The organism is Halobacterium sp. CBA1126 (assembly GCF_009741975.1).
GTDB lineage: Archaea > Halobacteriota > Halobacteria > Halobacteriales > Halobacteriaceae > Halobacterium.
In genome coordinates, this window is the sequence record NZ_WPCF01000079.1 from 1 (window position 1) to 12,070 (window position 12,070).

At 70.7% G+C, this 12,070-nt stretch carries 12 protein-coding genes, 1 tRNA gene and 1 pseudogene; 5 read left to right on the forward strand and 9 right to left on the reverse strand.

Features of this window, described 5'->3' with window-relative positions; translation table 11 throughout:
- Both GJ634_RS11030 and GJ634_RS11035 read right to left on the reverse strand, forming a co-directional pair.
- On the reverse strand, positions 1 to 750 hold a 750-nt coding region (locus tag GJ634_RS11030; protein ID WP_157502837.1), incomplete at its 3' end, for a UbiA family prenyltransferase.
- A 73-nt stretch (positions 751 to 823) separates the two neighbouring features.
- Entirely contained in the window at positions 824 to 1,945 is a 1,122-nt protein-coding gene (locus GJ634_RS11035; protein WP_157502838.1) for a pyridoxal phosphate-dependent aminotransferase, read from the reverse strand.
- An 87-nt stretch (positions 1,946 to 2,032) separates the two neighbouring features.
- Here GJ634_RS11035 and GJ634_RS11040 point away from each other — a divergent pair, with 87 nt between their 5' ends.
- Positions 2,033 to 2,293 carry a hypothetical protein gene (locus GJ634_RS11040; RefSeq protein ID WP_157502839.1) on the forward strand — a complete coding sequence of 87 codons (261 nt, stop codon included), beginning with the start codon at positions 2,033 to 2,035 and terminating at the stop codon, positions 2,291 to 2,293.
- A gap of 54 nt (positions 2,294 to 2,347) precedes the next feature.
- Positions 2,348 to 3,375, forward strand: a pseudogene (locus GJ634_RS11045) (LLM class flavin-dependent oxidoreductase).
- A gap of 12 nt (positions 3,376 to 3,387) precedes the next feature.
- On the opposite strand, the gene GJ634_RS11050 reads toward GJ634_RS11045, so the two are convergent.
- Positions 3,388 to 5,001: an ATP-binding protein gene (locus GJ634_RS11050; RefSeq protein ID WP_197425496.1), complete on the reverse strand. Its 1,614-nt coding sequence runs from the start codon at positions 4,999 to 5,001 to the stop codon at positions 3,388 to 3,390.
- Positions 5,002 to 5,060: 59 nt separating this feature from the next.
- Positions 5,061 to 5,873, reverse strand: a complete 813-nt coding sequence (locus GJ634_RS11055; RefSeq protein WP_157502840.1) for an HD domain-containing protein — start codon at positions 5,871 to 5,873, stop codon at positions 5,061 to 5,063.
- A 176-nt stretch (positions 5,874 to 6,049) separates the two neighbouring features.
- On the opposite strand from GJ634_RS11055, the gene GJ634_RS11060 reads away from it, so the two are divergent.
- The 3 genes from GJ634_RS11060 (at position 6,050) to GJ634_RS11070 (ending at position 8,001) form a co-directional block, all read left to right on the forward strand.
- Positions 6,050 to 6,358, forward strand: a complete 309-nt coding sequence (locus tag GJ634_RS11060) for a twin-arginine translocase TatA/TatE family subunit (RefSeq protein ID WP_157502841.1) — start codon at positions 6,050 to 6,052, stop codon at positions 6,356 to 6,358.
- Between the two features lie 40 nt (positions 6,359 to 6,398).
- A tRNA-Arg gene (locus GJ634_RS11065) sits at positions 6,399 to 6,471 on the forward strand.
- Positions 6,472 to 6,687: 216 nt separating this feature from the next.
- On the forward strand, positions 6,688 to 8,001 hold the full coding sequence (locus GJ634_RS11070; protein WP_157502842.1) for an archaellin/type IV pilin N-terminal domain-containing protein: 1,314 nt from the start codon (positions 6,688 to 6,690) through the stop codon (positions 7,999 to 8,001).
- A 2-nt stretch (positions 8,002 to 8,003) separates the two neighbouring features.
- Here GJ634_RS11070 and GJ634_RS11075 read toward each other — a convergent pair whose 3' ends face one another.
- The 5 genes from GJ634_RS11075 to GJ634_RS11095 form a co-directional block, all read right to left on the reverse strand.
- Positions 8,004 to 8,747 (reverse strand): hypothetical protein, encoded by a 744-nt coding sequence (locus tag GJ634_RS11075; RefSeq protein WP_157502843.1) that lies wholly within the window; start codon positions 8,745 to 8,747, stop codon positions 8,004 to 8,006.
- Positions 8,740 to 9,198 carry a hypothetical protein gene (locus GJ634_RS11080; protein ID WP_157502844.1) on the reverse strand — a complete coding sequence of 153 codons (459 nt, stop codon included), beginning with the start codon at positions 9,196 to 9,198 and terminating at the stop codon, positions 8,740 to 8,742. Before GJ634_RS11080 ends, GJ634_RS11075 begins: the two co-directional genes overlap by 8 nt.
- Entirely contained in the window at positions 9,186 to 9,791 is a 606-nt protein-coding gene (locus tag GJ634_RS11085; protein ID WP_157502845.1) for a hypothetical protein, read from the reverse strand. The genes GJ634_RS11080 and GJ634_RS11085 overlap by 13 nt, the downstream gene beginning before the upstream one ends.
- A gap of 1 nt (position 9,792) precedes the next feature.
- Positions 9,793 to 10,230: a hypothetical protein gene (locus tag GJ634_RS11090; RefSeq protein WP_157502846.1), complete on the reverse strand. Its 438-nt coding sequence runs from the start codon at positions 10,228 to 10,230 to the stop codon at positions 9,793 to 9,795.
- On the reverse strand, positions 10,227 to 12,070 hold a 1,844-nt coding region (locus GJ634_RS11095), incomplete at its 5' end, for a type II secretion system F family protein (protein ID WP_157502847.1). The genes GJ634_RS11095 and GJ634_RS11090, both read right to left, overlap by 4 nt.

Genomic DNA, 12,070 nt, shown 5'->3' on the forward strand with positions numbered 1-12,070 from the left:
GGCGAACCGCGCGACGACGGCGAACGCGGCGACCGCGGCGACGGCGCTCGGCGGGAACACGGCGAGCGCTGCGAGCGCCACCACGCAGCCCATCGCCGCCGCCATCAGCCCGTACGCGAGCCGCCGCGCGCCGGGCTTCCCGAGGACGACGGCGACGCTGCGCTTGTCGATGGAGCGGTCGTAGTCGTAGTCCTGCGCGTCGTCGACGACCTTCACGCCCGAGAGGAGCACGAGCAGCACGCCGGCGAACGCGACCGGGCGGACCGCGAGGCTCTGGGCTTGCGCGTAGTAGCCGCCGACGAGCGCGACGGCGATGCCGAACGGGTAGCCCGTCGTCGTCGTGACCGGATTCGTGTCGAGTTGCGGGGCGTGGTGGTACGCGACGAGCCACGCGGGCACGGCGAGCGCGGCGGCGCCGGGGCCGGCGAGCCACCAGAGTGCGGCGACACAGGCGAAGAACGCTACTGACGCGGCGCGCACGACGAGCCGACAGCCCGCCGCCGTCAGGGGGTGGTCGTCGTCCTCGCCGCGCACGTGGAAGTCCACGTAGCCGTCCTTCACGTGGGCGGTGTAGACGGCGGCGAACATCGCGGCGAGGTGGACGCCCGCGACGGCCAGCGAGAACTCGCCCGCGAGCACGGCGCCGAACCCGGCGGCCGCCAGCGGCGGAAGCATGAACACCGGGTGGACCTGTGACGCCAGCGCCGCGACGGTCGCGCGGCCCCCACTCCCGTGCCGCGTGATGTGCATACACGTATCAAGGGACGCGGCCGGCATAACTGTCAGGGAGCGAACTACGCGACCGACAGCGAAAACGAGGGTACTACCGCAGCGCGTTCGTCGCCTCGCGCATCACGTCGAGGGCCTCGCGGAGCTGTTCGGCGTCGGTCGCGTACGAGATGCGGGCGTAGCCCTCGCCGTGCTCGCCGAACGCCTCGCCGGGCACGACGACGACGCCGCGGTCGATGACTTCGTCCACCCAGCCGTCGGGGACTTTCGGCATCGCGTAGAACGCGCCCTCCGGCTTCGGGACGTCCAGCCCCATGTCTTCGAGGCCGTCGAGGACGAGGTTGCGGCGCTCCTCGAACTGGGCGACCATCTCGTCGACGACGTCCTGCGGCCCCGTGAGCGCGGCTTCCGCGGCGTACTGGGCCGGCGCGCTCGCGCAGGCCTGGGAGTACTGGTGGACGCGCAGCATGCGCTCGGCGCGGCGCTCGCTGGCCGCGACCCAGCCGAGCCGCCACCCCGTCATCGAGTACGTCTTCGAGCACGCGCTCACCACGACGACGTTGTCCGTCTCAGCGAACTCCATCGGCGACCGGTGCTCGCCGTCGAAGACGATGTGCTCGTACACCTCGTCGCTCACGCAGAGCACGTCGTGCTCGTCGGCGATGCGCGCGAACTCCCGCATGTCCTCCGGGGACTGCACCGCGCCCGTCGGGTTCGCGGGGGAGTTCACGACGAACGCCGCCGTGTCCTCCGTGACGTTCTCCTCGACGGTCGCGGGGTCGAGCGTGAGGTCCTCGCGCAGCGGCAGGCCGACCGGCTCGCCGCCCGCGATGCGGGTGAGCGCGTCGTAGGAGACGAACCCGGGGTCCGGGAACAGCACCTCCTCGCCGGGGTCGACGTGGGCCTCCAGCGCGAGGTGCAGCGCCTCGCTCCCGCCCGAGGTCGCGATGACGCCCTCCGGCGCGACGTCGAGGTCGTTGTCGCGGTCGTGCTTCTCGACGATGGCGTCCACGAGTTCGGGCGTCCCGCGGTTCGACGTGTACGCGTCCGCGTCGCCGGCCTCGATGGCGTCGACGGCGGCCCGCCGGGCGTGTTCGGGCGTCGGGAAGTCGGGCTGGCCGAGCCCGAGGTTGATAGCGTCCTCGCCGGCCGCCTCGAACACTTCCCGGATGCCGCTGATGGAGATGGCTTCGACTCGCTGGGAGAACTCCGTCATACCAACGACGCGTGCTGCGGGCGCCATAATTCCTCCTGTCCGGCGCCGGGGAGAAGACTTATTGTCGCGCTGCTGGTAGGTCCTCGCATGGCAGACGACTCCCCGTGGGTGCCGCGCTGGACGGTCCTCGCCACCGCCGCCAGCGGCGTCCTCGCCGTGCTCGCGTACGCGCTCGCCCTCCCGTACGCGAGCCACCTGACCGGCGTCGCCGCGGTCGGCGTCCTGTACGTCCTCTACAAGTGGGGCCAGCACCGCGAGCGCCCCTCGAAGTACAGCGACGACCCCGACGAGAAGCGCCGCCAGATGGAACAGGAGGGCCGCGCGGGCGGCTACGGCGGCAACTTCTGACCGCCGGGCTTCCGCGAGCCGAACCGTTTTCTCCCGCAGTCCCCGAACGCGAGCATGGACCTCTCTGTCGTCGACCTCTCGCCGGTCCCCGAGGGCGGCACCGCGACGGACGCCTACGCGAACACCGTCGCGGCCGCCCGGCAGGCCGAGCGCCTCGGCTACTCGCGGTTCTGGGTCGCCGAGCACCACGGCCGGGGCGACACGCTCGCCGGCACCACGCCCGAAGTGCTGCTCGGCCACCTCGCGGCGGAGACGGACGCGATTCGACTCGGCTCCGGCGCGGTCCTGCTGAACCACTACAGCCCGCTGAAGGTCGCCGAACAGTTCGCGCGATCGACGCGCTCGCGCCCGGTCGCGTCGACGCCGGGCTCGGCCGCGCGAACGGGTCGCCCGCCGTCGACCGCGCGCTCGGCACCGACCGCCACGTCTCGAACCCCGACGAGGACCACCGCGAGAAAATCGAGGCCGTCGTCGCCCACCTCCACGACGACTTCCCCGACGGCCACGCGTACGCGGACATCGAGATTCCGCGCTCGGCCGAACGCGCCCCCGAACCGTGGGTCCTCGGCTCCAGCCCGTCCAGCGCGGAGATCGCGGGGAAGCTCGGGCTGCGGTACTGCTTCGCGGCGTTCATCCGCCCGCAGTTCGCGGTCCACGCCTTCGAGCAGTACCGCGAGGCGTTCGAGCCCTCGGCGCTGCCGGGCGGCGTCGACGAACCCGAGGGCATGGTCGCCGTCAACGCCGTCTGCGCGGAGACCGACGAGGCGGCGGCGCGGCTCCGCGCGACCGCCGAGGCGTCCTTCCAGCGGCTGAAACGCGGCGAGACCGGCACGGTGCCGTCCGTCAAGGAGGCCGTCGACGAACTCGGCGGCGTCCCCGAGCCCACGCCCGCGACGCTCGACGAGGACGAGTGGCCGCGCGCCATCTCCGGCAGCCCCGAGACGCTGGCCGGCCTCCTCGAACAGCTGGCGGACCGGGTCGGCGTCGACGAGCTGATGATTCAGCACACCGTGGCCGACCACGACGACGCGCTCCGCTCGCACGAGCTCGTCGCCGACGCGGTCGGGCTGACGCCGCGCTGACCCGCGGTCCCGCTACGCGGGCTGTTCGTCGGCCGATCGGTCCGCGTCGACGTCCACGCCCGTGAACTCGAAGCGCGCGCCGCCCGCCTCGCCCTCCGTCACCGCGACGCTCCAGCCGTGGGCCTCCGCGATGCTGCGGACGATGTTCAGGCCGAAGCCGGTGCCGTCGGCGGCCGTCGAGTGCCCCACCTCGAACACCGTCTCGCGGTCCTCCGGCGGGATGCCCGGGCCGTCGTCGGCGACGTAGAAGCCCGCTGCGTCCTCGATGGTGCCGACGGAGACCGTGACGTCGCTGCCCGCGTGCTCCAACGCGTTCCGGAAGAGGTTCTCGAACAGCTCCCGGATGCGGCTCTCGTCGCCCGAGACCGCGCCCAGCGAGGAGTCCACGTCCAGCGTCGCCGACTCGGTCTCCGTGGTCGACCACGCGTCCTCGGCGACCGCGCGGAGGTCGACGCGCTCGAACTCGCTGACCAGCTGGCCGGTGCGCGCGAGCGCCAGCACGTCGTCGACGAGCTCGTTCATCCGCGTGAGCGCGTCAGCGGCGCGCTCGAGCGCCTCGCTGTCCCGGTCCTCGCGCTCGAGCGCCACCGACCCCGCCGCGACGTTCAGTGGGTTCCGGAGGTCGTGGCTGACGACGCTCGCGAACTCCTCGAGGCGGTCGTTCTGGCTCGCCAGCTCGCGCTCGCGGCGGCGGAGCTGCTGGCGGGCTTCCAGCGACGTGACGGCGTGCCCGATGGTCTCCCCGAGCTCCGTCAACACCTCCCGCTCGGGCTCGTCGAAGACGTACGCGCGGTCGGCGTACAGGCTCAGAATCCCGTAGACGTCGTCGCCGTCCGTCAGCGGGACGACCGCCACCGACTCGACGCCGTGCTCGGCGAACAGCTCCCGCCACGGCTCCATCGACGGGTCCGTCCGCACGTCCTGCGAGCACTGAATCTCCCCGGTCCGGATGGCGCGGCCGCCCGCGCCCTGCCCCTGATCGTCGTCCTCGTCGACCGCGACGACGATGGACTCGTAGTAGTCGTCCGGCAGCCCCGCCCACGCGTCCGGCGTGAGGACGTCGTCGCCCGGCTCGTAGCGGCCGATCCACGCCGACTCGTAGGCCGCGGACTGCTGGAGGCGCTCGCAGACCCGCCGCTCGAGCTCACCGCGCGTGTCCGAGTCCACGATCTCACTGGTTGCGACGCGGAGCGTGTCGTTGATGCGGTTCAGCTGGTCGACTCGGAGCTGCTGTCGGCGGCGGCGCGCGTCGTAGACGCCCACGAGGTAGCCGGTGAGGCTGCCCAGCGTCGCGGCGTCCACGAGCGTTGATGACGCGTTCGGCGGCAGCGGCTCGGTGGCGAGGAAGCTCGCGAACAGCCACGTCGTCGCCGCCACAAGCACCGCCACGCCGAACCCCACCCACAGCAGCGTCCGCGCGACGAACTGGCCGGCGACCACCTCGGTGCGCGCAATCTGGACGCCCGCGGCCACGACGGCGACGGCCAGCAGGAACGGCACGACCCCGTTCACCACGGCGAGCGCCGGCGCGTCCCACAGCACGCCGACTGTCCGCGCGTGGAACGCGGCGAAGGCGAGGCCGAGCGCCGCGACGACGGCGCCGCCCGCCCGAGCTGAGGTGGTCACAGTTCTTCCGCCCTTTCGCCCCGTGCGGACAAGAGTCTACTCCCCGTCGCGGTGACCGCTCACAGCTCGATGCGTTCGACGAGCTGGTCGCTGTCCCCGCCCGTGTTCAGCGCGACGATGCGGACGTCGTTCTCGATGCCGGACTTGTGGAGTTTCTCCTTCAGGAGGTTGTCCACCTGGTAGACGCCCGCCGCGTTCCGCATCTCGATCTCGACGCGCACGGGCCGCTCGTCGCCCTCCTGCAGGGTCACCGAGTCGATGGCCTGACTGGAGATGGTGTTGATGCCGCGGCCGCCGCGCTCGTAGGGGAGCCGCGAGCGCCCGCGCTCCATGTCGAGGCCGTCCGCGACGCGAATCACGCCGGCCTCCGTCGTCAGCGGGTCCTCCTCGGTGTGGTGGCAGAGAATCGCGTGAAGCACCTCCGCCTTCACGCGCACGGCCTCCGGCGTCGCGTAGAACTCCGGGAGGATGCGGTCGAGGAGGTCCGCCGCCAGCGGAATCGAGTAGTACGCGTGCGCGTCGCGGTGGACGACGTGCCCGATGTCGTGCAGCGTCGCCGCGAGCGCGACCACAACGGCCTCGTCGGCCTCCTCGAGCCCCTGATCGGCCGCGCCGTTGAACGCCACGTCCCCGCGCTTCAGCAGGTCGTAGAGCCGCAGCGCGCGGTTCCGCACGATCTCGATGTGCTTCGAGCCGTGGTCGTTGTACCCCTTCCGCTTCACGGGGTTGACGTTCTGGGCCTCGAGGTACGTCGCGATCTCGGGGTCGTCGGTGACGAACTCCAAGACCTCGTTCAGGCGCTCGTCCGGGAACGCGTGCTCGGCGTCCGGGTCGTACTCGCGGTCGCCGTCGGACTGCGTGGCGTCGCTCATCCCTCGGTGGTTCGCGGGCCGGCGTGAAAAACCGTGTGACGGACGCGAGTGCGGTCCCGTCCCGGCCGCCCTCGGCGAGGGTGCGCTCGCCCCGCTCCCGGCCGTTCGACGGCATTATTGTCGCACTGAAAGGAGCATAAAGCCTATAATCGAGAGTAGGCTACCATCGAGTAGCGATGTTCACCAGTACTCCCCTGTTCATCGGCGGGCTGCCGGGCGGCATGGAGTGGGCAGTCATCCTGCTCATCGCCGTCCTCCTGTTCGGCGCGAACAAGATTCCGAAACTCGCCCGCTCCAGCGGCGAGGCCATCGGCGAGTTCCAGAAGGGCCGCGAAGAGGTCGAACAGGAGCTCCAGGAGATGCGCGACGGTCCCGAAACCGACGACGAGACCGAGACCACCACGGACACCGACACCACGTCCACTACCACGGACGCGGACTCGACGGACACCGACGCGGACTCCGAGAGCACGTCCAACAACTAACGTAACGGTTTTTCTCCGGCCCGCCCTCGCTCGACGTGGAGGGCGTGTGGCCAAGCGGATACGGCGAGAGGTTCCTAACCTCTAGACCGCGGGTTCGAGTCCCGCCACGCCCGCTCGCTCACTTCGTTCGCTCGCGGCCGTGGCGTAGTTCGCAAACGCGAAGCGTTTGCTCACTCCCGCCACGCCCTGCATCAACGACTGAATCAGTAGGCTGCGCTTCCCTCCCGCTTGCCGGCTTCCCTACTGTTCGGCCGTCACACGGGCGCTCGTAGTCGTTCGCTGACACCTCCCCGTCAGGTTCTTGCGTCCCACCGGCGAACTGGGGAGGCATGGACGCGCGCGGGCAGAGCGAGGTCATCGGCCTGGTGCTGTTGCTCGCCATCACGGTCGCCGGGGTCGGCGTCGTGGTCGCGGCGGGCGGCAGCGCGCTCGACGCCGCGCAGGACCAGTCGTCGGTCCAGCGCGCCGAGCAGTCGATGAGCCTCTTCGACGCGCGCAGCGCGCTCGTCGCGCTCGGGCGGGCGGACGGCCAGTCGCTGACGCTGGCGAACGCCGAGCGCGGCAGCTACGAGGTGCGTCCGGACACCGGGCGCATGGCCGTCGTCAGGGAGTCCGAGGACGGGTCGACGACCGAGTACCTGAACACGTCCCTGGGGTCGGTCGTCTACGTGAACGGCGACAGCGAGGTCGCGTATCAGGGCGGTGGCGTCTGGTACTCGCGGGGCGCCGGCGCGGAGATGGTGTCGCCGCCGGAGTTCAACTACCGCGACGCGACGCTCACCCTCCCCGTGATTCGCGTGACGGGGGACGCGCAGTCCGCGGGCGGCGCGCCGACCGCTCGCGTGACGCGCAACGAAGCCCGGTCGAACCGCTCGGTGTTCCCCGGGCCGGGACGGACGAACCCGCTCCAGGACGGCACCGTGACCGTCGCCGTGGAGAGCGACTACTACCGGGGCTGGGCGTCGTTCTTCCGCTCGCGCACCTCCGGCAACGTCTCCGTGTTCCCGGACGAGCAGCGCGTCGAACTGGAACTCGTCGCGCGCGGCGGCGGTGGCCAGTTCTCGCTCAGCGACACGCCACAGGAGCTCCGCGGGCTCCCGGCCGACGACCCGATTCAGTCGATGACGTTCACGCTCCGGCCGAAGAACCCCTCCGGGTTCCGGCCGATGGACTGGTCGATGGTCGCCGACAGCGGCGGGTCCGAGGAGTTCCGCGTGAACATCCCGAGCGGTAAGCCGTGCGACGACGAGACGCTCAAAGTGACCGCGACGTACGACGACGGCGGCACGACGCACACGTGGGAGAACGACTCCGCCGTGCAGGAGTCGGGGTCGGCGTTCACCGTCGACTGCGACGACGGCGAGCCGACGCTCCACCTCGACCTCACCGGCGAGACGAACCTCTCGTACGTCGGCGACGGCGACTCCCCGCTGGAGAACGACTCCGTCGGCGCCATCGTGAACTACGCGTTCGGCGACATGGGGCCGAACGTCGACCTCCGCGTCGAGAAGCAGGGGAACGGTAACTCGGCGGGCGTCGAACTGGACAAGTCCACCGGGACGGTGGAGTACGGCTCCTCCGCGGAGCGCGTCGTCACGTTCCTCCACGTCACGGAGAACGCCGTGAACGTGACCGTCGAGTAGGGTTACGAGAGTTCGACGCCGACCGAGACCGCCTGCACGTACACGTCGTCGCCGAGCGCGCACTCGACCTCGCCGGTGCGGCCGTCCGACGGGCCCTCGCAGGTCGCTCCCACGTCCTCCGTGAGGTACTGTTCCCAAGCCGCGGCCCGCGGCGACTCCACCGTGAGGTTCGTCGCCGCCCGGAACCGGGAGACGTCGCGCGTGTCGACCTCGGTCTGGACGAGCACGCGCCGCGTGTCGTCCGTGGAGACGCCGCTGCTCGCGGCGCGCGTGTCCACCAGCGGGACGAGCGTGCGGTCGCCCGCGGTGACCCGCGGCTCCCCGAACAGCACCGCGTTCTCGCCGTACTGCCGGAACAGCGCGCCGTTCGAGAAGACGATTCGGTCGCCGTCGTCCGCGCGGTAGACCAGCGGGCGAATCGTCGCCTCGTAGTAGCCGCTGTCGGCAGTCGAGACGTTGAACGTCACTTCCTCGCCGAAGCCGAGCCTGCCGTCCGTCAGCGACAGCTCCGTCGTCCGACTGGGCGCCCCCCGGACCGCGAGGTCTTCGACGTTCGCGTCGAGAACCTCGAACGCGCGCTCGGTGTTCTCGAACTGCTGGGCGTCCCGCGCGCTCGTGAGCGCGTCGAACCCGCCGACGTAGACGACCGCGACCGTGGAGACGATGATGCCGAAGACGAGGACGAACCCGAGGGTGTCGCTGACCGCGCGACCGTCGCCGAGGCCGCCGACGCGCACGCTACGCATCCTCGACCTCCAGTTCGCCGCCGTCGTAGGTCACGACGAAGTCGCCGCCGGAGACAGTTCCTCCTTCGACGGGCGTCTCCGTGCGGAACTCAACCGTGACGGTGACGTCCGACCGGTCGGCGTCGAGGACGACGTTCCCGCTCCCCGACTCGTTTATCGCGACGTCGTACCGGAAGCCCGCGACGCTCCCCGGCGCGTCCACCGCGTACCGGACGCTGCCGCCGTCGCTGGCTCGCGCGAGCCGGTCGGCCGCCGCGAGGTCCGCCGCGACGCGCTCGCCGACGACCCGCAGTTCGGTCTCGACGGCGCGGTCGCGCTGGGTCTCCACGAGCGACCCCGTGGAGAACAGCAGCATCGTCACCAGGATGGCGGCGACGCCGACGTTGAGCACGTACCCCAGCGCCGTCGACACGCCGCGGTCGTCGCCGCCGAACGGGCCTACGTCCGCCACACGACCACCTCCACTTCGACGACGGCGTACGCGTGGCCGGGCGCGTTCGGCGCGAGATAGCGCTCGCCCTCCGCGTTGTCGACGTCCGCGACCGTCTCGTCGGTCGGGACGAGCGCCGCGCCGTCGCGTTCGGTCACCGGCTGGTCGTCGTAGAGGGTGACCAGCCGCGTGGCGGCGACGGCGTCCGCGCTCGGCTGGCCGTGGTACGCGAGCCGGCGGACGCGGCGCTCGCCCGCCTCGCCGACGTAGTGGACGTTGACGTTGTACGCGACGGCGCGGTCGCCGAACGTCTCCTCGACGGCGAGCAGGAACGACGCGCCGGGCGGCTCGCCGACGTAGTAGCCGTCGTCGCCGGCGTCGGTGAACGACGCGCCGGTGCCGTTCCAGTACCGGAGCGTCCGCGAGAGGTTGCCGTTCGCGCGCTCGGTCGCCAGCAGCCCCGAGGCGACGCGCTCGTGCTGGGTCTCGATGTGCTGGCTGGCCGTGCTCGCGGTCAGCGGCGTCACCGCGGTCGCCTGAATCGTGAACGCGACCGTCGCGACGACCAGCAGCGCGGCCGCGACGCCCTCGAGGGTGTGCGCTTGCGCCCGCACGCTACCACACCCTCACGACGAGCTCGTGGCGGTCGCCGCCGACGGTCACGCTCCGCCACGCGACGGTGGCGTCCGCGTCGTCGGGCACGGACTGGCCGGCCGCCGCGCGCACGCCGTCGACGCTCGCGACGTCGCCAGCGGTGGTCGTCAGCGTCACGTTCACCGACTTGTAGTCGCGCAGCGCCAACTCCCCGGCGGGGTCGCCGTCCGCGAAGAACGCGGCCGTCCGGTCGGCGTCGAGCGCGTACGGCCGGTCCGGTGACGCGAGCCGGTCGGTCGCGAGGTCGTCCGCGACGCGGTTCACGGAGACCGGGTCGCCGACGTCCGGGTCGGCGAACGGCGTGATGATGCCGGGGACGAACGCGAACGCGAACGCCACCGTGACGAGGAAGACGCTGACGCCGACGGCGAAGTCCATGGTGGTCTGTGCTCGGGTCATGCGAGGGAGAACGCGACGAGCGCGACGGTCGGCATCGCGACCGCGAACTTCACGCCCGAGAGCAGGTCCGCGTCGCGGATGTACCCCGCGACGAACCCGGAGATGACGCCCTGCATCGTCACCGCGTGGAAGAACATCATCCCCAGCAGGTCCGTGTCGATGCCGCCGCCGAAGCTCAGCTGGCTGGACGCGCCGCCCGCGCCGCCGGTGCCCGCGGCGGACGTCGACAGCCCGCTCATCGTGCCGAGGAACTTCACCTGGAGGATGAGCATCACCGCCAGCAGCGTGAGGTACGTCATCACGATGATGACGACCTGCATGCGGGCCCGCGAGCGGCGCTCGCGCTCGATGTCGTCCTGGTTCTCGCTGGCCTGCGCGGCCGTCGACAGCACCGCCGTGATCTGGCTGGACGCCTCCTGGGCCTTCGTGATGAGCTTCACCGTGCGGGCGAGCCGCGGGATGTGGTACTTGTTGTTGAACTCGACGAGCGCGCGCTTCAGACTCGTGCCGTAGTTCACCTTCGCGTACATCGTCTCGAACTCCTCGCCGAGCTTCCCGCTGGTCGTCTCCGAGACGGCGCCGATGGACTCCAGAATCGTCATCCCCGTGTCGTTCGCCGAGGAGAGCTTCCGAAGGTTGTCCGAGAGCTTGTTCGTGATGCGGCGCCGCGAGCGCACGTTCCACTCGCGGAACACCGCCAGCGGCACGCCGATGATGTACAGCGGGAGGTAGACGTAGAGGAACGTCCCCCAGATTGGGGCGTCGACCATGCCGTCGAGGGACGTCGGCGCGACCCCCGCGAGGACGCCGTTCGCGACGAGCACGAGCGTCACGGGCACCGAGAACGCGAGCGTGAAAAGGGGATTGTCGCGGAAGAACCGCGCGGGGTGGCGCATCACCTGCTTGGTCTCGTAGGTGCCCTCGCGGCGCTTCACGCGGTCGAAGATGGCGTACTCGCCGACGAACCGCTCCACGAGGCCGAGGTTCAGGAGGCCGGGCTCGCGGCGGCCCGCCTCCTCGCCCTCGAACTCGAGGAAGCCGTCCCCGAGTTCATCCTGTTTGACCGTGGAGACGAGCACGAGGAAGCCCAGGCCGACGACCGGCGTGAGCACGTAGACGGTCGCGTACAGCAGCTGCATCTGGGCCTGCCCGAGCATGCTCATGATGACGAGGATGATGATGAGCAGCAGCGGGAACAGCGACAGCGTCATGTACATCTCGCCGAACAGCTCCAGCGTGTCGAGCGTGAGCTCCTGTTGCTGTTTGGCGGTGCGCATGTGCTTGTCCTTCTTGTCCGAGAGGAACTCCGTCATGTCCCCGCCGGAGTTGATGATGGAGAGCATGTCCGTGAGGAACTGGCTGAGCTCGTCGCTGGGCGTCTCCATCGCGCGGTTCCGCACCGCCGACCGGTAGTCCGTGTCGAAGTACTCGGTCTCCTGGACGATGCTGCGGAACTCCATGGCCACCTCGCCGTAGGTGTCGTCGGCCTTCGCCATCGCCTCCAGAATCTCCAGCTGGTTCATGCCGCCGATGGACAGCGCGTACATGAACGAGACGGCGTCGGGCAGCAGCATGTTAATCTCGCGCTCCCGGGAGTTCGACCGCATGTACGGCACCGCGAGCAGCCCGCCGGCGCCGAGCGCGAACCCCAGCAGCCCGAACACGAGGCCGGTGGCGACGACGAGCGCGGGCACCTTCAGCGCCTGTATCACCGCCAGCAAGGTCTCGTTCGGGACGGGGACGCCGATGAGCGTCTCCGTCTCCACGAGCCCCGTGTAGAAGAGGCCGTAGCCGAGCCCGAGCCCGAGCAGCCACAGCGCGAGGCCGACCGCGACGCCGA